General features: G+C 65.4%; 14 protein-coding genes. 3 read left to right on the top strand and 11 right to left on the bottom strand.

The genetic code is table 11. The features are described 5' to 3' along the window. Positions 1 to 22: 22 nt before the first annotated feature. The 4 genes from LGR54_RS23415 to LGR54_RS23400 form a co-directional block, all read right to left on the bottom strand. Positions 23 to 1,240 carry a Gfo/Idh/MocA family protein gene (locus LGR54_RS23415; protein ID WP_230364377.1) on the bottom strand — a complete coding sequence of 406 codons (1,218 nt, stop codon included), beginning with the start codon at positions 1,238 to 1,240 and terminating at the stop codon, positions 23 to 25. Between the two features lie 109 nt (positions 1,241 to 1,349). Continuing rightward, positions 1,350 to 2,027 carry a GntR family transcriptional regulator gene (locus LGR54_RS23410; RefSeq protein WP_230364376.1) on the bottom strand — a complete coding sequence of 226 codons (678 nt, stop codon included), beginning with the start codon at positions 2,025 to 2,027 and terminating at the stop codon, positions 1,350 to 1,352. Positions 2,028 to 2,052: 25 nt separating this feature from the next. After that, on the bottom strand, positions 2,053 to 3,459 hold the full coding sequence (locus tag LGR54_RS23405; RefSeq protein WP_230364375.1) for an MmgE/PrpD family protein: 1,407 nt from the start codon (positions 3,457 to 3,459) through the stop codon (positions 2,053 to 2,055). After that, positions 3,456 to 4,382, bottom strand: a complete 927-nt coding sequence (locus LGR54_RS23400; RefSeq protein ID WP_230364374.1) for an oxaloacetate decarboxylase — start codon at positions 4,380 to 4,382, stop codon at positions 3,456 to 3,458. The genes LGR54_RS23405 and LGR54_RS23400 overlap by 4 nt, the downstream gene beginning before the upstream one ends. A gap of 179 nt (positions 4,383 to 4,561) precedes the next feature. Here LGR54_RS23400 and LGR54_RS23395 point away from each other — a divergent pair, with 179 nt between their 5' ends. Together LGR54_RS23395 and acnA are read left to right on the top strand one after the other, a co-directional pair. Continuing rightward, on the top strand, positions 4,562 to 5,629 hold the full coding sequence (locus LGR54_RS23395; RefSeq protein ID WP_230364373.1) for a tripartite tricarboxylate transporter substrate binding protein: 1,068 nt from the start codon (positions 4,562 to 4,564) through the stop codon (positions 5,627 to 5,629). Positions 5,630 to 5,693: 64 nt separating this feature from the next. Next, positions 5,694 to 8,312, top strand: a complete 2,619-nt coding sequence (gene acnA / locus LGR54_RS23390) for an aconitate hydratase AcnA (RefSeq protein WP_230364372.1) — start codon at positions 5,694 to 5,696, stop codon at positions 8,310 to 8,312. A gap of 80 nt (positions 8,313 to 8,392) precedes the next feature. On the opposite strand, the gene LGR54_RS23385 is transcribed toward acnA, so the two are convergent. From LGR54_RS23385 to LGR54_RS23365, 5 genes are all read right to left on the bottom strand, one after another. Beyond that, the gene (locus LGR54_RS23385; protein WP_230364371.1) at positions 8,393 to 9,757 is read right to left on the bottom strand and encodes a sugar porter family MFS transporter; all 1,365 of its coding nucleotides are present in this window, start codon (positions 9,755 to 9,757) and stop codon (positions 8,393 to 8,395) included. Positions 9,758 to 10,056: 299 nt separating this feature from the next. Further along, complete coding sequence (locus tag LGR54_RS23380) at positions 10,057 to 10,926, bottom strand: hypothetical protein (RefSeq protein ID WP_230364370.1); 870 nt, start codon at positions 10,924 to 10,926, stop codon at positions 10,057 to 10,059. Beyond that, entirely contained in the window at positions 10,923 to 11,591 is a 669-nt protein-coding gene (locus LGR54_RS23375) for an ABC transporter ATP-binding protein (protein WP_230364369.1), read from the bottom strand. Before LGR54_RS23375 ends, LGR54_RS23380 begins: the two co-directional genes overlap by 4 nt. Before the next feature lie 2 nt (positions 11,592 to 11,593). Continuing rightward, positions 11,594 to 12,826 carry an ABC transporter permease gene (locus LGR54_RS23370; RefSeq protein WP_230364368.1) on the bottom strand — a complete coding sequence of 411 codons (1,233 nt, stop codon included), beginning with the start codon at positions 12,824 to 12,826 and terminating at the stop codon, positions 11,594 to 11,596. A gap of 25 nt (positions 12,827 to 12,851) precedes the next feature. Then, positions 12,852 to 14,888, bottom strand: a complete 2,037-nt coding sequence (locus tag LGR54_RS23365; protein ID WP_230364367.1) for a hypothetical protein — start codon at positions 14,886 to 14,888, stop codon at positions 12,852 to 12,854. Between the two features lie 355 nt (positions 14,889 to 15,243). Between LGR54_RS23365 and LGR54_RS23360 the strand changes: the two genes are divergently transcribed. Continuing rightward, a complete protein-coding gene (locus tag LGR54_RS23360) occupies positions 15,244 to 15,699 on the top strand; it encodes a hypothetical protein (RefSeq protein ID WP_230364366.1) in 456 nt (151 codons plus the stop codon). A gap of 158 nt (positions 15,700 to 15,857) precedes the next feature. Here LGR54_RS23360 and LGR54_RS23355 read toward each other — a convergent pair whose 3' ends face one another. Together LGR54_RS23355 and LGR54_RS23350 are read right to left on the bottom strand one after the other, a co-directional pair. Next, positions 15,858 to 17,810, bottom strand: coding sequence for a hypothetical protein (locus LGR54_RS23355; RefSeq protein ID WP_230364365.1), 1,953 nt, complete (start codon positions 17,808 to 17,810; stop codon positions 15,858 to 15,860). Then, a complete protein-coding gene (locus tag LGR54_RS23350) occupies positions 17,811 to 20,132 on the bottom strand; it encodes a hypothetical protein (RefSeq protein WP_230364364.1) in 2,322 nt (773 codons plus the stop codon). Positions 20,133 to 20,161: the final 29 nt, after the last annotated feature.

Here is a 20,161-nt window from a genome sequence, read left to right as displayed (position 1 = left end):
AGGGGCACCAGTCGACGAATTTTCAAAGCTTGGAATAATCGACCTTCTGCCAGGCCCCGATTGCAACGGATCTTTCGGCGGCATCAAGCACGTAGTGGATCTTGATCACATCCGTGAAGCTGGGGCTCGATGCCCTGCCGCCGCGGATACCCTCGGCGAAGGCTGACCAGGCCTGCGCCACTTCGAAGGCCGCCTGACCATGGCTGAAGCCCTGAACGGTCGTATGCCGCGCCGGAATTTCGATCGCCCGGAATTCGCGCTGCAATCGCTCCGGCGCCACCGGATCGCCGAACAACTGCTCATGGCTGGCACGCGCGCCGTAGAGCTTGAGCATGCCGCGCGTCGGATCGCCGTCGCCCTTGCTCTTGTCCCAGTCCTTCGGCGTGTCGGTCGCGGCGAGCATCAACATGCCCTCGGTGCCGTAGATCTCGAAGCGGGTGCCGGTGCCGAACCAACCGGTGAGCGAGGTCTGCATCGTTCCCACGACGTCGCCGCCGACCCGCAGCAGATAGTTCATGTTGTCGACCTGATTGCCGCGAATGACGCCGCCGGTGTCGGTGTTGCGGCGCTCCGGCACCATGACGCGCATCTCGGCGCAGATATCGGTGACGTCGGCACCGAGCACGGCCATCAGTCTTTGCAGGCTCTGGCCGCTGCGATAGCCGGGATGACCGCCATCTCCGGCCTGGAACAACCATTCCCGATGGCTCGGCCGCGGCATGATGTAGGCGCCGGAAAAGAAGGAATGGGAGAAGGACAGCGGCTTGCCGATGAAGCCCGCCTGGACGAGTTCGGCCATGTGCAGGGAGGCGGGCTCGAAATGATGCTGATAGCCGACCTGCGTCTTGAGATTGCCGGCCTTGGCAAGGTCGTACATCTCCTGCGCCTCGGCCGTCGAAACCGCCATGGGCAGCTCGCAATAGACATGCTTGCCGGCGCGCAGGGCCGGCATGGCGACGCGATGATGCACCGAGGGGCGCACGGACACGCAGACGATGTCCAGCTCAGGCCGATCCGCCAGCATCGCCTCGACATTGTCATAGGCATGCGCGATGCCGAAGCGCTGGCAGGTCTCCGTGGCGCTCGACATCTTCGTCGTACAGATCGCGGTCAGGTCGTAGGTGTCGGCCTGCTTCAACAGCGCCGGAATATGGGCTCGCACCGAGAAACGTTCGCGACCGTCCGGACTGTGGGCAAACGCGGCGCCGACGATTCCAACTTTCAGCTTCTCGAGAGACATGGCGTTTCCTCGGTCTTTGCTTGTTTGAGCGCGACAAGGAGCGTGGCCGCCCGCAGCCTCGCGGGCACCATTCCTTCGCACTTGACGTTGATTCAGACTCCGAAGCGGATCAGTCGCTCAGGCTGCTTCGGATGCTCTTGTGCGCGTTGACGAGATGTTCGCGCATCGCGACCTCCGCCTTTTCCGGCATATGCTCCTTGAGCGCCTCAAATATCGCCCGGTGTTCGTCGAGCACGGCCGAGGAGCGGCCGGGCCGCCCACCCGATCGATAGCGGTGGAAGCGCATCATGTAATAGATGTCGTCCCGCAGGATGCTGATCAGCTTCTCGTTTCCGCAGGCCATGATGATGGCGAGGTGGAAATCCTGATCCGGCGACTGGTGGTAGACACGGTCGTCGCGGTTCCTGGAGCCTTTCTTCTTCAGGATGCCCTCCAGCGCCTTCAGCTCCGCCGGGGTAATGCGTTCCGCCGCGAGGCGGCAGGCCAGGGTCTCGAGAGATTCCCGGATCACCAGGATCGCCTCCAGGCTCTGGCGCAGGAGCGGCGTGACGCGCGCACCCATGTTGGGGATGCGCTCGATCAGGCCGCGCCCTTCGAGCCGGCGCAGCGCCTCCCGCAGGGGACCGCGACTGATCCCCATGCTGTTGGCGATCGCCTGCTCGGACAGGCGTTCGCCACTTGCGAGTTCTCCGGTCATGATCGCCGCCTCCAGCCGATCGACAACCAGATCGACGACCGAACTGGTTGCGACGACCTTTTCGAGTATGGATTGCGGCTTCACGGCCATGGCACCTTGTCGGAACGAAGCGGGACTAGTTTGTGATATCACGCCCTGAGGCGAGACGGAGCAAGCGCCGGAGGCCTGCCCCATCCAGCCCTTCCACGCGAGCGGCAAGATCGAGGATCTCGTCCACCGTCTCCCCGGGCAGCGACGTGGCCAGGCAGGCTCGCACCTTGGTGCGATGCTCCGCGGCGGAGATAGGTTCGGCCCCCCATGACCCCCGGGGGTTGGAGCATCGCGCCGAGACGACCCGCCCGTCGGCCATATGCACCGCGACCTCGGCATACCGTCCGGTATTGTAGAGGCTCGGCATGTCCTTGGGCATATGCAGGTTTATCTTCGGCAGCAATTCCTGCATGTCGGCCCGGCGGAGACGCTCATCCGTGAAGCTGCCCAGTCCAACCTCGCCATCGAGCAATGCGGCGGCGACGGTGTATTGGACACTGAACTTGCCGGCGAGACCCGTCTCGGGAACCGGCCGGTCGCTCGACGGGACGTTGGCGGCGACGATCTCGATGCGGGCGATGTCACCCGTAGCGGGAATTGCCGGGCGTAGCTCCAGCGCTGCGGTGATACCGTAATGCGTGCTGAACTTGGCGGGGAATATCTTGATGGCAAAGCCCGGATCCAGAATCCGATAGCCTTCGCCGATGCGCATCAGCGCGGCCATGTCGAAACGCGGCATGAAGGCCTGGATGTAGCCTTGGGTCGGCGCGTCGAAAATCATCCGGTCGGCACTGAAACCCGCGGCCGTCAAAAGCGCGCATTCGAGCCCGCTGGCGGCGGCGAGGCCGCAATGGGTCGACTTGGTCATGGTGCCGAGATTGGTGAACAAGGTTCCGCAGCGCGACGAGGCCATGCCGAGCGCATTCGCCATCTCGTCCGGGCCGAAGCCGAGCAGCGTGGCGGAGGCGACCGCCGAGCCGATCGGCCCGACCATGCCGGGAGGATGGAAACGCAGTTCGTGGGATTCCGTCCGGCCAGCCTCGCGCAACCACCCCTGTATTTCGATGCCCCGTACCAGCGCGGTGATCAATGCGCGGCCGCCAAAGCCCCTCTCCTCGGCAAGCGCCAGCGAGGCGGCAAGCGTCGGCGACAGGGCGTGCGTGCCCGGCCGCCACATCGGCTCATAGTCCAGCACATGCATCGATGTGCCGTTGAGCTGCGCGGCCGACACCGCGGAGAGGCCGAATCCCAATCCCAATGCCGAGACGTCGCCGGCCCCTCCCTGCACGCGCAGGTGCCCGGCGAGGAGGCGTGGCGCCTCCTCCAGCCGCGCGCCCGCGACCGCGACCGCGATGCCGTCGATGATCAACGTGCGCGCGGCGGCGACGAGGTCATCAGGGAAGGATTCGAAGGTCATCGCCTCGAGCGCGGCGATGATGCTCTCGGTGGCGCCACGCGGCTTGGCCGCTTGCACTGCGGATGTCGCGCTCATTCGGCGACGCTCCTCTCATACTTGGCCTTTAGAGTATCCTGCGGCAGCAGCCGGCACTCCAGCTCGCGGCCGCCCTCGTAGTCCATCAGCTTCATGATGTCCTCGATCCCGACCAGCAGATCGGGGCGATCCACCGAGATACCCTGCTCATAAGCCTCCTTCATGACCTGAAGGGCTTCGGTCATCGCCTTGATGGCCGCGGCGGGCAACATGCGTGGCAGGCTGACCCGCCTTACCCCCCACTTGCGCAGATCGGCGAGCGGAATGAGCGGGGTGGTCGGTCGCTTGCGGATGCCGAAGCCCATGTTGACGCTGAGCGGAATTCCGGAATCGACCAGCATCTTGATATGCACCTCCGAGCCGACCGCGTCGGGGAAGACCAGGTCGGCCCCGGCGGCGACATATGCTTTGGCGCGCTCGACGGTGGCGTTCAACCCTTCCACCGCGAGCGCGTCGGTCCGCGCGATAATCACGAAGGCATCGTCGCGCCGCGCCAGACAGGCAGCCTCAATCTTCTTCACCATCTCGTCGAGTGGGATCACTTCCTTCCCCGACATATGGCCGCAACGCTTGGGGCTGACCTGGTCCTCGATGTTGATGCCGGCGATGCCGGCTTCCTCGAAGAGACGGGTGGTGTGGTACACATTCACCGCATTGCCGTAGCCGGTGTCGGCATCGCAGGTCAGCGGTATCGAGATCGAACGTGCAATATTGCGGCAGTGGTTCAGGTTCTCGTTGAGGCCCATCACGCCGATATCGGCGATGCCGAGAATCGAATTGGAAACCGCGGCTCCGCTCGACGCCGCGCTGGAAAAGCCCGCCGCCTCGACCAAGCGTGCGCTGTATCCGTCATAGACACCCGGAGAGACGATGAACTCACCCTGTGTGAGCATACGTCGATATTCTTGTGCCTTGGTGAGCATCAGTTCCTCGTGCTGGCTGAACGGAGGGCGCGACACGCCTCTTCAGTGACAAGCATCATGGGCGATGTTCGCCGCGAGCGTCAACTGAGAACTGTCTACAGTATGCATGTTGACATAGAGCGAAATTGCCTTTGTTATGACCGCAACCGGCAAAAAATGAATGGCCGACGGGAGGAAATATGAAACGCCTCGTGAAGGGTCTGCTGGCCGCGGCGCTCGCCTGCGGAATCGGGACCGCGCATGCTGATCCCTATTTCAAAGACAAGGAATTCCGCATCGTCGTCGGCTTCGCGCCGGGCGGCGGTAACGATCTCTTCGCCCGTGTATTTCCGGAATATCTGGGCAAGTACATTGACGGCAATCCGACCGTCATCATCGAGAACCGGCCGGGCGCCGGCGGCGTCACCGCGCTGAACTGGTACGCCGATGTCGCCCCCCATGACGGCACCGTCGCCTTCGTATGCAGCGGCGGCCTGGTGACCCGCATGGTGCTCGGCTATGAGGGCGTGACCGCCAAGGTCGCCGACCTCAAGCCATTGATCGCGGGCCCTCTAGGACGCACCAACTACATCGCCGCATCGACCGGCTACAAGGTTCCCAAAGACATATTTTCCCTTAAGGAGCCGCTCTTTCTCGGCTCGACCGATCCGCTCTCGACCATCGGCTCGGTGGTGGGGCTAAACCTGCTCAAGGTGCCGTTCAAGGCGGTGAAGGGCTATCCCGGTAAGAACGACGCCATGCTCGCCTTCCAGCGCGGCGAGATTACCATTGGCGACATCGCGACGCCGATCTTCAAGGAAAGCATGATGCCGTTGGTCAAGGAGGGCAGCGTCATCCCCCTGTTCGCACAGGGCATCCTTGATGGTGACAATCTGGTCCGCGATCCCGCCAATCCGGACCTGCCGACCATCGCCGAATTCTACAAGGAGTTATATGGCGAGCCTCCTTCGGGACCGGCATGGGACGCCTACAAGCAGGTGATCCGCGCCATCGGTAATGGCGGCAAGATCCTGATGATCCACAAGGACACGCCACCGGAAGCCGAGGCGGCCCTGCTCAAGGCCTTCGCCGACGTGCAGAAAAACCCCGAATTCGAGAAGAACGCGCAGGCTGCTCTGGAAGGCTACGGCTTCACCTTCGGGGAAGGGCTCCAGGAGAACGTCCAGGCGATCGTCGACATCAAACCCGAGACGAAGCAGTGGATGCGCGACCTCTACAAGCGCGACTACGGGATGAAGTTCAACTGATCGGCGCTCCGGCGTGACGCGCGACGGCCTCGTCGCGCGTCACCTGTAGTCAGGGATGCATTCGATGAAAGCCTTGAACCGGTTTCGCAGCGGCGGCAGCGTTTACGACTTCGCCGACGCCCGTACCCATATCGGGCCAGATGTTTATGAGCGCCTGCCCTTCGCGGCGCGGATACTCGCGGAAAACGTCACGCGGCATCTGGGTGAACCCGGCTTTACCACCCGCGAACTCGATCTGCTTGCCGATCGGCGCCGGGTCGGAGGTCACGACTCCGTCGCCCTGCGCATTCCCCGGGTCATCTTGCCGGACTCCTCCGGCATCCCGGTACTGATGGACCTGGCCGCCCTGCGCACCGCCGTGGCGCGGCGCGGTCTCGCGCCCGAAAGCATCGATACCGCCGTGCCGGTCGACCTGGTGGTCGACCATTCGCTCCAGGTGGAAGCCTCGGGAGTCGCCGGCGCCGACGTGACGAACCTTGCCAAGGAACTGAAGCGCAACATGGAGCGCTACCGCTTCCTGCGTTGGGCGCAATCGGCATTCCGAAGCCTTACCGTCTTCCCGCCGGGCTCGGGCATCATACACCAGGTCAATATCGAACAGGTGGCGAAGGTCGTCCGCGTCGAGGAGACCGGCGGACGGAGGATCGCCCTGCCGGACATGGTGGTCGGAGGCGATTCACACACCCCGATGGTTGCGGCGCTGGGCGTGCTCGGCTGGGGCGTCGGCGGCATCGAGGCCGAATCGGTCCTGCTCGGGCAAGCCTATGTCCTGCCCGTGCCTGAGTTCGTCGGGGTAAGGCTGATGGGCCGCCTCCCGTCCGGCATCACCGTTACCGACCTTGCCCTGGCCATTACGGCGCGGCTGCGTAGCGAAGGCGTGGTCGGCAGCTTCGTCGAGTTCTTCGGGCCGGCCATCGCCAGCATGTCGGTACCCGATCGGGCAACCTTGTCCAACATGGCGCCGGAATATGGCGCGACCACCGGGTTCTGGGCCGTCGACGCGCAGACGCTCGACTATCTGCGCATGACCGGTCGCCCGGACGAGCTGGTTTCACTGGTGGAGGACTACTCCCGGGCCGCAGGTACCTTCAGGGAGGCTTCGAGCCGCGAGCCCGATTACGACCGAGTGGTCGAGGTCGATCTGGCGTCGGTGGAGCGTTCCGTCTCCGGCCCAAGCAAGCCTTACAATATCCGCCGCCCTTCGACCGTCGCCGCAAGCCTGCTGATGCGGATGAAGGAGCGTCGGTCGCCGATCCCCCCGGAGGTGAAGGGGTTGATCGCCATGGCCTCGATCACCTCCTGCACCAATACGGCCAATCCCCATGCGATGATGCGTGCCGGCTTGGTCGCCCAGGCCGCGGCACAACGCGGATTGAAGCCGCCGAGCTGGGTGAAGACGTCGCTCGCCCCCGGCTCCCTTGCCGTCTCGCGCTACCTCACCAATGCCGGACTACTGGAACCGTTGGAACAGCTGGGCTTCCATGTGGTGGGCTATGCCTGCGCCTCCTGCGGCGGCAAATCGGGCCCGCTCAAGGAGGAGGTGCTGCGCCTCGCCGGCGACGACCAGCCTCTCGTCGCCGTCTTATCGAGCAACCGCAACTTCGACGGGCGCATTCATCCCCTGCTCACCGCGAGCTATCTGTGCTCACCGGGTCTCGTGATCGCCTATGCGCTGACCGGGACGATCAATGTCGACGTCGAGAACGACCCACTCGGCATCGACGCCAGTGGCGTCCCGATCTATCTGCGCGACCTTTGGCCGTCGGATGCCATGGTGGATGAGATGGTCAGGCGTTTCGTGACACCTGACGTGTTCCGTGGCGGCGGCGAAGTCGCGTCGCTCGCCGAATGGCGGAATTTGAGCGCACCTCAGGGAGACCAGTTCCCGTGGGATCCCGCATCGACCTATATTCTGGAACCACCCTTCCTCGACCGGGCGCCTGGACTGGGCGGTTCGATTCAGGGCGCGCGCGTGCTTGGAATATTCGGCGATGCGCTGGCGACCGACCATGTGTCCCCGGGCGGCGAGATCCCGCTTGATAGCCCGGCCGGCCAGTATTTGCAGTCGCTTGGCGTGACCAAGGACGACTTCAACACCTATGTCGGCCGGCGTGGCAATCATGAAGTGATGGCGCGCGCGACCTACGCCAATTCGCGCATCCAGAACCGCATGGTACCTGAACGCGAGGGTTGGTGGACCAGGGTCTGGCCCGAGGGCGGGGCGGCAACCGTCTTCGAGGCAACGGAAGCCTATCGGGAGCGCAACATACCGCTCATCGTGCTGGCGGGCCGGGATTTCGGCATCGGCAGCAGCCGCGACTGGGCCGCGAAAGGGCCGGCTCTCCTCGGCGTGCGCGCCATCATCGCCCAATCCTTCGAACGCATCCACCGCTCGAACCTCATCGGCATGGGTATCGTCCCGCTGCTGTTCCAGCCGGGCCAGGGCGTGGAGTTGCTCGCCCTCGACGGAAGCGAGTCTTACACCATCGATGATCTCGACATAGCGATCGGCACCGGCCATCCCGCCCATGTCATCCTCGACCGCCGCGACGGCTCGCGGCAGGGTTTCGAGGTACGTGTCGATGTCAGGTCCGACGCGGAGGCATCCCTGTTGTCCCGAGGAGGGATATTCCAGGCGGCTCTCGAACGCTCGCTCGCAACGCGGCATGCCGAGAGCGCCTGACGGATCTGAGGACCACTTGGGGCCTGCACGGTGGCGGATGCGGGTCCCGTTCAACCAGGCACGTCTGCGATAGGCAGCGCTCACCCGGCTTTGGTCGCCGCCGCGAGCGTATGGAACGGCCTGCCTTTCTTCAGATGCGCCTCGATCTCCTCGAGCGTCAGGCCCGATGTCTCGGGAACATAGCGCGCGGTGAAGACGAGGCCGACGACGCACACCAGCGCATAGATGGAAAACACGCCGGCAAGCCCGAGACTGTCGAGCAGGATCGGGAAGGTCAGCACCACCAGGAAGTTGAAACCCCAATTCGCCAGTGATGCCGCGCCCATGCCGAGCCCCCGCACCGACAGCGGAAAGATCTCCGACATCATCACCCAAGGCAGCGGCCCGAGCGCAACGGCGAAGGAGGCGATGTAGAGCACCAGCCCGGTCAGCGCGAGCCATTGCAGGTTCTGCGCACCCGTGCCCGCGGCGAAGGCGATGAGCCCGAGGCTGAGCGCGGCGCCGGCGAAACCGATGAACAGCAGCTTGCGCCGGCCAATGCGATCGATCAGCCCCATGGCGACCAGTGTCATCAGCACGTTGACGGCGCCGATGCCAACCGTCGCCAGAAGTTGAGCTCGGGCGCCGTCGAAGCCGGCCTCGCCGAACACGGTCGGGGCGAAATAGATCACCGCGTTGATGCCGGAGAGCTGCTGAAGCAGGAACAGCCCGGTGCCGACGATAAGCGCCGGCTTGGCGAGCGGGCTGAACAGGTCGCGCCACGTCGCCTCATTGCCCTCGCCGCGCGCTGCCTGCTCGATGGCGCCGAGCTCCGCGGCGACGCGCGGATCGTTCGTGCCGATACCGCCGAGATGGGCGATCACCTCCTGCGCCTCGGCGCGGCGGCCGGCAAGCACCAGCCAGCGCGGCGTATCGGTCAGCCGCGAGACCCCGACGAACAGCAATAGGCCCGGCACCATGGCGGTGGCGAACAAACCGCGCCAGGAATCGCCAATCACGAAGCCCACCAGATAGGCGCCGAAGATGCCGAGCGTGATGGCAAGCTGGTAAATGGAGACCAAACTGCCGCGCTGGTGCGCTGGCGACATTTCGGAGATGTAGAGCGGCGCCACCAGCGCGGCGATGCCAATAGCGCTACCCAGCACGAAGCGGCCGAGCGAGAGCAGGAGAACGTTTGGCGCCAATGCGCAGCCCAGCGCGCCGATTACGAACAGCAGGGCCGCGCCGAGCAACAGGCGTCGCCGGCCCCAGCTTCCGGTGAGCCCGCCTCCGCAAGCCGCTCCCACCAGCGCTCCGAGCGGGACGGTGGCGGTCATCAACCCCTCGGCGAGCGGCCCGATCTGAAACTCGGCCCGCAACGGTCCCAACGCACCGGCGATGATCCCCTCGTCATAGCCGAACAGCAGCCCGGCAATGGCGGCAACGGAGGCGACGAAGTAGATCATGCGGATTCCCTATGATACCTGACCGGACGCCGTACAAAGCGCGGCTGCCGGGCTGGCGCAAGAGATGAAGCGCTCACGAACTGCGATGGCGGGATCGCCCATGCAGACCGGGAAGCCCGGAAGGCCTCCCTCTCGGAACCACATCAGCTCCGCCCGAGGTCACGCCATCTTTGGAGGTCGCCCATGTCGGCCTCGGCACCACGTCGCTTCAGCATGACCTCCCAAGATTTCCGCGCGGCCGATGCCGTTGATAGGGAGGACCTGGAGTTGCGAGCTGCCGTCTGAACTCGGTGAACTCACTAATGCGGCGGCATCGGAATGAAGGCAGGAGGCGTGCCGTTGAAACCCGCCCGCCGCTTGATCTCCAAATCATCCGCGCCGCGGGGCTTCAAGTAGAAGAAGAAGCGGTTATTGCGTTCCACTATGTCATCGCCCGGCTCGCTCGACAGGCCGATCAACTGGTCGAACTGGAGCTGCACGTGCATGTAGCCGGGAATGAGCTCGCTCCACTCCTCGACGTCGGCCTCGAAGCGCACGGTAATGTCGGCCCCGTCATCGAGCCGTATCATGCCCCAAGAGCCGCCATCGGGCGCATGTGAAGGCACTTCACGCCAACTCAAACCCGTCTGAACGAAAACCCGGGGCGGGTTCTGCAACACATACATCACGCCCCTCGGCTGGGTTCGCTGCAGCCTCAGTTCCGCTTGATAGGCATTGCCCTGCGGCACAGGGCCGGCACGGACAAGCTCCATGAACATGCCACCAAGTGCGGCCTGTTCGAGCCGCAACATCTCCTGTTGTCGCGCGGCGGCCGCCTGGCGTTGATACCAGCCGATGCCGAAATCGCCGAGAAAACCGACGCCGACGACCGCGAGCAGAATCTGGAGTGGACGAGAAGTCGCGACCTTCGAGGTCCAATGCTGGCGTCGATCGGCGCCGCGCCCCGCGCGCTGTGAGGGAACGGCGGCCTCGATGCGCCGGCTCAATGCCGGCCGAGCCGTGCTATGGAGCCTTTCGGCCGCACTACCCGTATCCGTCGAAGCGCCTCCGGCCCTGTTCCCGGCACGGCCGTCGTCGAGCGCCTGCACGGTCTTCCAGAGACTGATGATCAGCGCGTCTTTTTCCGCCGAACTCAAACGGTCCAGGTTCGGAAGACGCGGAGCGCTCATGGCACGATCACGCCGTTGGCGATGTGCACGATCTGCTCGGCCTCGGCCGCGAGCGCCAGATTATGGGTCACCAGCACCAGCGTCGTCCGGCGATCGCGGCTCACGGCCCGCAGAAGGGCCATCACCTCGCGTTCGGTCTGCTCGTCAAGATCGGATGTCGGTTCGTCGGCAAGCAACAAGGCGGGTTCGTTCATCAAGGCCCGCGCGATGACGACACGCCGTTGCTCGCCGGATGACAGCTCGGCCGGGAAGGCGTCGAAATGATCGGTCAGGCCGACATCGGCCAGCCGCTCCGCCGCCACGTCGGCGGCTTCGCGATGGCCAAGCCGGCCGGCCAGGCGGGCGGGAAGCGCGACATTGTCGACCGCCCGCAGGTTCGGCAGCAGACTGGCGAACTGGAACACATAGCCGATCCGGCGGTTGCGGAACGTGGCGGCCTCTGGCTCGCGCAAGGCCCAGAGGTCGGCGCCGTCGATCCGCACCTGCCCGGCGGTCGGGCGGCTGAGCCCACCGATCATGGCCATAAGCGAGGACTTGCCCGAACCCGAGCGGCCGATGATCGCGGCATATCCTCCCATGGGCACATCGAGGTCGATGCCGCGCACGGCCTCGACCGTTCCCTTGTCGGTCGCATAATGCTTCACCAGACCGCGGCAGGCGAGCATGTTCAGCTCTCCTTCCCGAGAAGGTCGTGAATGTCACGCCGACCCATCCGCCACGCCGGCAGGAAAGCGCCCGCCATACCGACAAGAGCCGCGCCGACGACACACGCCGCTGCAACGCCGCATGTACGTGCGCCATCGAGCCAAAGGAACGGAATTCCCATTTCGCCGAGATGATGGACCAGCCCACGCTCGAACAGCCGCAACAAAAGCAGACCGAAGATGACCCCGATGGCCGCCCCGCCAGCGGTCGCCAACGCGGCTTCCACCAGCGCCATACCGACGATCTGCCCGTTACGGGCGCCTATGGCTTTCAACAGGCCGAACTCGCGTCGGCGCTCGGCCATGATGGCCGAGAACAGCAACGCCACCATCATCGCGGTGCTGATCGACAGCGCCACCACCAACAGCACGAGCCCGCCGAGAAGCATCCCCAGCCCCTGCCGAATGCCGGTCAGCAGCGCGCTCCCGACGATCACCTTGATATCGGGGATCTTCGACAGCAACGCAAAGCGCGCCTGAAGCTCCGTCGACGCCGGCCCCATCCGGATCAGGAAGCCGGTGACCCGGTCAGGCTCCAGCATATGTGGCAGGCTGCCCAACCGGTCGCGGATCGCCGGCGCCAGCGCCAGAAACCGCACGACCTGCACGAAGACGCCCCTCTCCTGCGTGCCGGACCCGGTGCGCGCCAGCTTGCCATAGACGCGGAACGACTGGCCGAAAATCAGGGCCTTCGAGCCGAGAGGCAGATCGCGAGCACCACCAAGGATCACGTCATCGGGCCGCATCGGGCCGGCCAGCCGTTCGGAAAGCCATGGCAGGATCGTGAAATCCGTCCCCGGGTCGAAGCCGATCAGGTCCACCGGCTCGCCAGCGGCACCGAAACCGGATCGATCTGTGCGCAGGATCCTCTGCGCCGAAAAACCCGCCATACCATGAATGTCGGCCCTGAGTACCGCGTCGGCCGCGACCGTGCTGTCTGTCGGCTCGACGACGAGCAGGGCATTCGTGATGTTGGTCAGCGCGTCGCGGTTCACCACCATGAGATCGGCCCCAACCCGACTGAGGCCGACCTGCATGCTTGCCGTCACGCTGGCCATCGCGACCACGCCGGCGAAGGTGACGGCACTTGCCAGCGCAATCGCCGCAACCAATAGCCAGGTGCGTGTCTGCCGACGGCCCAAATTCTGGACCGCCAGCATCAGCAGCAGCCCGCGCGTTGAACCGAAGCCACGCATCAATCGGTAATTCTGCGTCGTTCATTCACAGCGTGCATGAGCGTGTGTGCTTCATGTGCTCGAGTTCCGTCGGCACGATAACGCAATCATGGTGACCGCCCGAGCTCGGCAGAATGCCGATCAGCTCGTCGGTTCGCGTGTCGATGACGGCGATGCCGCTCGACAGACGCTGGAAGCCACTGAAAGGCACGAGAACGAACTTGCCGTCATAGGTAATGGCTGGAGTCTGAAGATCGGGACCGATGCCCTGTATCTCCTTGCGGATGGTCCATGTGTCGGTGTCCACCACCATCACCCCGCTCGCTGCCGGAGAAGGGTGAAGCACCGACAGATAAAGCTTCTTCGCATCCAGCGAGAACACCATATGGAATGGATTGGGATACTTCCCCCTCCACAACGGGTCCTCGACATGGGCGATTTTCTTCCAGTTGCGCGGATCGGGATCGGAGGAATCGAACACCCCGCAATTATTCTCGCGCAGATTGTTCATCATGCACAGGAAGCGACCATCCGGCGAGAAGCCGATCTCATGGCCGGGCGAGTGAATCTTGTCGAACGTCACTTCCCAGTGGTCGTCATCGATGCGCACGACCTCATACTGCTCGGGCGAGCCGGAGTTGAACTGCAGGAAGGCGGCAGGCTCGAAATTCTTCTCGGCATCCAGAATGGCGATTCCGCCGCACAGGCGGACCACGGTCGCGGCCCATCGCCCGGTCGGATGCCAGATCGTGCCGTCCGCACCGCTAAGGCCCATCGGGTCGCTGCCCGGCAAGGTACCTTCTTCGACGAACAACTCGCCCATCGGCACCATTTCCCAGTCGATCTTCAGACCCTTGGTGCCGAGATAGTCATACTTGCCGGTCCCCGCATCCGGATAGATGCGGTAGATCTTGAGCACGCCGCCATCCTGCCAGGCGCGGGCCAGCTGGCTGGAGTTCGCCTTCCAGTCGAATTTCAGCGCCGCCTTGACCTGCGACGTGGTGCGATCGAAGCAGGCCGCGATATCCTTTTGGCCGTCGGTCACGAAATAGGACTGGGCGTCTTTCGGGTTGATGGTGACGTGCACGCCGAGCCCGAGGCCGGTAGCTTCCGACACATTCTCCATCAGCTGCATCTGCGCCCCGTCATAGCGCACGCGGTAGATGTTGAAGCCTGGCGCCGGGTCGGTGATGTTGGTCGGAATGCCGAAGATCAGCGCGGTCTTGCCGCCCTGCGTGCTATTGACGAACTCGAAGCCGTCGTAAGGGTCCGCGCTGGGAAAGGCGCAAAGATGGTGCGAGATCGGGTTGAAGTCGCCATAGTTCCAATACCAGATCGACGCCAATACCCGGTTGGTGTTGAGGTCGAGGGCATAACAGCCGCCACCGAGCTTGGTCGGCAGCAGCGCGATCCATTTGCCGAGCCCCTGCCCATCGAAGCTCGCCTTCGAATCGATGAGCTCACGCGTAATCGGCGCGGCCTGCGCTTGCGCGGTCGCCGCATTTGCAGGCGTCGGACCAAGGCCGAGCGACGCCGCCGCTCCATTTGCGACCGCGCGGTAACCGAGAAGGCCCGCCTCCCCGACGATCGCCGTGGCGGCCGCCGCCTCGAAGACACCCCGTCGCGTCATCCACATGGGCGGAGGATTCGCTTCCCCGTCCTCAGCCGGTAGCTCCGACGGCGGCTCGGCCAGAGCCTGGATCTGGGCCTGAGCCTGCTTCTCGCTCAGATAGGCCAGAAACTCCTCGTGGTCCGAACGCTCGACCTCGTCCCGTCTTCGGAGATAGGCGTCGACCTGGGCGCGCGCCGCGGCGAGCAGCTCCGGAGCTTTGTCCAATTGCGATTTCAGGCCGTCTGTTGCGTCAGTCTTGCCCGGTTCGCTCATATGTCCTCCCCGCGCCGGTAGTCCCGGCATGCCCACAGGTCGTTCCCTATGTGTCTTGCGGCGTCCATCCACCGCCTGCGACGGCACGACACGTTCCGGCAGCCGGCCGGCCAGCTCGCCAGCAGCGCCGCCGCGACGACACCGGTCCGCATGCTCTGTGCCAGCACCTCGCTCCTCGCTCTGGCGAAAGCGCGTCATCGATCCCCCTCGTGAGGGGATCCTCGCCAAGACGGGCGAAACCGTGCGATCGCGAACGGGAATACTGGCGGGCGGGCTTTATGGCGATCATGGCAGCCAAGCTGATCATCACCCGATGCTTATCGGCTCTCTTCGCTACGCCGTCCGCAAAAGTATCATAATACTTATATCGGGCACAGCAGTCGGATTAAGCGATAAGCTGTTGCTGGGAGAAGGTACCTTGCCGGAGTTGGTCGTCTTTATTCTACCAATACTGCTAAGATGAATCCTTGAAACACGCAACGCTAAAGCGCTAGTATTTTGGATCGATAGCCAGCCCTGCCCTCACATCTAAAATAGAAGCAGATTCATATTGATGTTCGCGCGCGCCCTCGGCATCCGCGTAGCCGCCATTGGCGCGGCTGCGGCGACGATTGCCTTGGTTGTGCTGAGCGGTGAGCATTCGAGCGGCTTTGGCATTGTGCGCGACAGCCAACCCGTCGAAGTGCCCGCAACCGGGACGGACCTCTCCCAGCGACTTGTGCGCTTACATACCACTCTTGGCATCGAGCCGGCTCAGGAAGTGGTCTGGGCCCTGTTCGCGAAGCGAATGCTGGATCTCGACCAGCTATCGCGCCGGTTCGAGGCGGCCCCCGACGCGCAAGAGCCCAGCGCGAAGGGCGAAAGGCTGCAGCATGCATTCCTGTTCGCCGTGGCATTGAGCGAGGTAGCGGAGCCCATGTCGAGCCGCCAATCCTCGATCCTGTATCGCGAAGCCCGCTCCCTCGGCGACGCGTTCATTTGCGAGGAGGTCCGACGAGATGCAAGGTGAATGACGACCTAGGCGCCCTATTCGAGAGCCATCGTGAATGTGTCGGCGCGATGATTCACTTGCTCGACCCGATAGAATTGCCGCTTATCCAGCCTCGCCCATGACGTGCATGGAGACGTCGGAAATGGTCGCACGGCGCGGCCATTGAGCACCGCATGTCAGCCATTGCGGGCTGGCGGGTCGATGGCCAGGAATTCCGCATAGACCAAGCGCCGCCGGGTCCGGGGGCCGGTGAACACGCTGTCGAGCCGGCCGATCGCGCGGAGGGTCGCCGAGACGCCGGCGGGCTGAACCGCAGCCATCGTCGGCTCGATCTGTTCCCGGATCGTCTGTCCCGGCAAGATCGGCAACGTCTCATCGCCCGCGTCGGCAAGGGACCATCCCTGTAGCCGCAGCCGATCGGACTGGACGACGGGCAGCGGCAAGGGCTGAAGCATCAGTGGATCGACCTCCCAGGTCTCGAATTCGCGGATGGCAAGCCGGTAGCGATTCGGATCGGGAGGCAGCGCAAATTCGACGAGGCCGGAATAGAGCACGGCCGGCTCGCTGGAGTTCGGCGTCGTCTCGGTGATCACGGCCACGCCGCCGGCAACCGGACGCCAGCCGAGATCGGTGGCCAGATCGTCGATCCGTTCCTCAAGCGTCACCTCGATCCGGTTCTTCCAGAGAGCCGCCGGCGAGGGCGTCGGCGCGAGACCGGAAATGGTAAGGCGGTAGAGATTGGGCAGCGATGGATCGGCGATCAGCATCGCCGCGCGATCCGGCGTCAGTTGCAGGAAGTCCGCCGTCGCGATGGCCGAGATCTCGGCGCCGGGAATCGAATCCGCCTGGAAGCGCACCAGCGCCAGCCGAACGAAGGGCATGTAGGCGGCGTCTGCCGCGAACACGATGTCGGCGTAGCGAAGACCCCGCGCGACATCTACCTGCGTGTCGTAGCCGACAATGTCGACCGACCGGCCGATCTCGGCGCAATAGACCCCCTCTCGCGTGGCGGCGCTCTCGCGCAACTGCGTGACGTTCGGCATCGCGACAAGCGGGCCACTGCAGCGCAGTGGATCCAGGCCCCATTCGGTGACCCGGCCGGCATAGCGGTCGCGCCGCTGCTCATCGGTCGGCGGCGTCGACTTCCGCGGCCAGAGCACGACGCCGAGCCGCTCGCCCTCGCCGGACGCGAACCAGGGTCGTTCGAGATAGACCCGAATGCCCTGCCCCGAGCGGATGCTGGCGGTCAGCGTGCCGGCCCGCTCACGTTGCCAGCCGAAGCTCGGCAGAACCGAGACGATCACAGGTGCCGGTGGCGGCGCGGAACTCGGCACCGAAACCGTCGTCGTCGGACCGGTCCGGGTGAAGACCAGCCCGGCATCCGCCGGAAAGTCACTTCCGAAGCGGCTGGTGACCACCGGCGCATAGGTGACGATGCGATGGCGCGTATCGCCGAAGCGCTGGACCGGCGCCGCCGGCGGACGCCAGACGCCGTCGACGGCGTGGCGCGGCAGAAAGGCGAGGCTGCCGACTTCGGTGATCGTCGCCACCTCCCGCCCGCTGGTGCCCTGTGCGGGCACGCTGCCCGCGGTCGTCCCGAGCAGGATCGGCTCCGGCGTGGCGCGCACATCGATCCAGCGGACGCCGTCCGCCTGATCGTCCTCGACCTCGCGCCAGCTCGCCGCCAGATCGACGCGGCCGGTCGAGGCGAGATGGATGTCGAGCCCGCCGATCAGCAGCGCGTCGGGCGAGCGGGCCTCGCGCAACGCGACGAGCGGCGCACCGGGCCATGCCGCGCCAGCCGTCGACAGCCCGCCCTCATGTGCGAGCACCGCCAGCACATCCGGCGCGCTGGGCAGGAAGCGTGGCAAGCCTATGGGCTGCTGCACGGCATGGATGAACTGCACGGGGATCGAGGGTGTCAGCGCCCATTGCCCGCCTTCCAGCGCGAGACGGAGCAGCCGGCCGGCACGTGCGGTGTGGCGTTCGAGCGTCTCGGCCAGCGTGCTGCTCGCGCTGATCATGATCCGCCGCGCCTCGGCATCAAGATAATCCCGCTGCCACGCCCACATGCCGAGAAGCGGCAGGTCTGCCTCGGCGAAAGCGCCGCTCAGCCGGCTCGTCGCCATCTAGCCCTTGGGCAGGAGCACGGTAAGCACGCGCCGGCCTTCATCCCATGATGGCGGCTCGTCACCCTCCCCCAAAGCCAGGCGGAAGCCGAGCCGCTGCGGCCAGTCGCCGCCGAACACCACCTGGAACACCGGCCCGGCAGCGGCGTCCTCGCCATCGGTCAGTTCCCGCACGCCCGACGCATCGGCGAGAGCGACCCGCCCCGGCACGACGCCGGGCAGGGAACGAAACGCGGCGGCACGGGCGAGAGGATCAGGTGAATAGTCCGCCGTCAGTTGCTCGGCCGCCACGAGGGGCGTTTCTTTCGGCGGATCCCCGATCGGTACGGTCGTGAAGGCCGCATCGTCGCGCGCCACCACGGCGTCGAAGGTTGCCGCATCGCCCTTCAGCCGACCGGCCGCGTCGTCGAGCGCTCCATGTAGCTCGACGAGATCCACCGCCGCGCGGGGCGGCGCCACATGACGCTCATCGCTCTCCCCGCAGGACGCATGATCGAGCGAGGGATCATTATTGAAGGAACGGATGACGAGGCGATCAAGCGCCGGACGCCCGCTTTCCGGCTGCCTCCGCAGCACCAGCACCGGATGCGGCACCGGCTCGTAGCGGAAATAAGGCTGCGCTTCCGGAGCCGCCGGCAGGACAAGCGGCACATGGGCCGGCCCGGCCTCCTGCACGCCGGGACTGTTCCCCGCAAGGTCGACGATACGCACGCGCACCCGATAGCGCTGCCCGAAGCGGAGCGCCGGCAGCGAGCGCGGCTCGGGCGCGAAGCGCGTGCGCATCTTGAAGGCGGTAGCAAAAGCGTCCTCGGTCTCGTCCTTCTTCAACGGATCATGCGGATCGGAACGATGAATCGGCCGACCGGGCTGCGGCGCGCTCAGACTCCAGCCGGTCCAGCGGGCGATCACCTCGTGCACGTAGAGATCCTGCTCGAGCGGATAGGCCGGATCGTCCTCGGCGCGGGTCGGGTCCGGCGCCGGGCTGGCGGCGGCGAACTGGACATAGCCCTCCTCCGCTGTCTCGAGCCGGACCGCGCCATCCGCGCCGAAACTGTACAGCCCGCGGCGACGGTGCAGAGAACGCCAGGCGCCGCTGGCCGCCGACCAGACATCGATCCGGTACCCCCGCACGAGGTCGCGGGCGCGCAGCACCGTTTGCGGTCCGGCCCCGAGCGCCGCATTGATCGCCGCCGAGCGCCGCAACGCCTCTATCACCTCGCCTCCACGGTTGTGTGCCGCCAGCGACAGCCCCGCCGAGCGCAGCGCCGGCAGCGCGCCGTCCGAGGTTGGGCTCTCCTTGGCCCGTCCGCTCACGGTCGCAAGGCCGATCAGCTTGGCAAGCGCCCCATCGATATCGAGATCGACGAGATGGAACGCCGCCTCCGGCAGCGCCAGCCAGCCCTCCACCACCTTCGCCCCGCCGGCATCGTCGGCCGCCGCGAAGACCGGTGCCCCCGCCGTCGCCGGCTGATGTCGGCACAGCACCGAGGGCGTGACGATGGCGACGGTGCGCCGCACGCGCGCTTGCCGGAAACCGGCAACCGAGAAACCGGCCAAAGCGGCCCCGGCCGCGCCGGTCGGCGGCACGCCCTCCGGCTTCATCGTCACGTCGAGCACCAGGCCGAGCGCCCGCATCAGCGCCGGATGCGCCGAAATGGCGGTGACCGCCTTGTGAAAATCGAGAATCTCGGCGAGTTCCTTCTCGCTGCGCGGGATCGGGTCGGGCGCGTCCGGCGAGGGCTGTGGCATCCGGCTGAACAAGGTGAAATCGCGCAGTGTCTCCTCCGGCTCCTGCGCCGACAGATCGCGGCGACGGGGCTCCGATTGCAGCTTCAGCAGGTGTCGTCGGGTCTCACGATTAAGCGCATCGACACCGCGTCCCTCATCCGGCAAAGCAAGGCCGGCGAGGCTGCGCGCCAGGCCCAGCGCACTGGGCAGCTCGGCCGCGCCCCGCGTAGTGAGCGACTGGTAGCTGTCGCGGACGAGAGCAAGCGCGTCGCGCGTCCGGTAGGAAATCACCGGCCGGCGGCTCGCGTCGTCGAAGGTGAAGGACTGCACGGGCGTCGTCTCGTTGAAGATCGCCGCCCAAATGTCCGGACGCAGCACCGACGCATCGAACGCCGCCTCGATATCGACGCCGGCAAGGCGCAGCACGATGTCCGGTGGCGCCTCCTGCAAGGCAGCGCTCCAGGCGAGCATCAGGGGAAAGTCACCGAGAGTGCTCCCATCGGTGAGCTTGGGCGACACCACCACCGAAGCGGCGAGTTGGCCATCCGGCATGAAGCCCCGCGGCACGGCGATGAGGGTGAGTTCGATCGCCATCGCCTAGCCTCTCCACCCGCTCCGTGTCG

The sequence above is a fragment of the Ancylobacter sp. Lp-2 genome (assembly GCF_020523795.1).
Lineage (GTDB): Bacteria > Pseudomonadota > Alphaproteobacteria > Rhizobiales > Xanthobacteraceae > Ancylobacter.
Note: the sequence above shows the minus strand (reverse complement) of the source record. Positions and strands in the feature narration are given on the sequence as shown.

What these genes read in the sequence shown, in the direction of transcription:
- LGR54_RS23415 (WP_230364377.1), bottom strand. Translation starts at nt 1,240, where the DNA reads ATGTCTCTCGAGAAGCTGAAAGTTGGAATCGTCGGCGCCGCGTTTGCC.
- LGR54_RS23410 (WP_230364376.1), bottom strand. Translation starts at nt 2,027, where the DNA reads ATGGCCGTGAAGCCGCAATCCATACTCGAAAAGGTCGTCGCAACCAGT.
- LGR54_RS23405 (WP_230364375.1), bottom strand. Translation starts at nt 3,459, where the DNA reads ATGAGCGCGACATCCGCAGTGCAAGCGGCCAAGCCGCGTGGCGCCACC.
- LGR54_RS23400 (WP_230364374.1), bottom strand. Translation starts at nt 4,382, where the DNA reads ATGCTCACCAAGGCACAAGAATATCGACGTATGCTCACACAGGGTGAG.
- LGR54_RS23395 (WP_230364373.1), top strand. Translation starts at nt 4,562, where the DNA reads ATGAAACGCCTCGTGAAGGGTCTGCTGGCCGCGGCGCTCGCCTGCGGA.
- acnA (WP_230364372.1), top strand. Translation starts at nt 5,694, where the DNA reads ATGAAAGCCTTGAACCGGTTTCGCAGCGGCGGCAGCGTTTACGACTTC.
- LGR54_RS23385 (WP_230364371.1), bottom strand. Translation starts at nt 9,757, where the DNA reads ATGATCTACTTCGTCGCCTCCGTTGCCGCCATTGCCGGGCTGCTGTTC.
- LGR54_RS23380 (WP_230364370.1), bottom strand. Translation starts at nt 10,926, where the DNA reads ATGAGCGCTCCGCGTCTTCCGAACCTGGACCGTTTGAGTTCGGCGGAA.
- LGR54_RS23375 (WP_230364369.1), bottom strand. Translation starts at nt 11,591, where the DNA reads ATGCTCGCCTGCCGCGGTCTGGTGAAGCATTATGCGACCGACAAGGGA.
- LGR54_RS23370 (WP_230364368.1), bottom strand. Translation starts at nt 12,826, where the DNA reads ATGCGTGGCTTCGGTTCAACGCGCGGGCTGCTGCTGATGCTGGCGGTC.
- LGR54_RS23365 (WP_230364367.1), bottom strand. Translation starts at nt 14,888, where the DNA reads ATGACGCGCTTTCGCCAGAGCGAGGAGCGAGGTGCTGGCACAGAGCAT.
- LGR54_RS23360 (WP_230364366.1), top strand. Translation starts at nt 15,244, where the DNA reads ATGTTCGCGCGCGCCCTCGGCATCCGCGTAGCCGCCATTGGCGCGGCT.
- LGR54_RS23355 (WP_230364365.1), bottom strand. Translation starts at nt 17,810, where the DNA reads ATGGCGACGAGCCGGCTGAGCGGCGCTTTCGCCGAGGCAGACCTGCCG.
- LGR54_RS23350 (WP_230364364.1), bottom strand. Translation starts at nt 20,132, where the DNA reads ATGGCGATCGAACTCACCCTCATCGCCGTGCCGCGGGGCTTCATGCCG.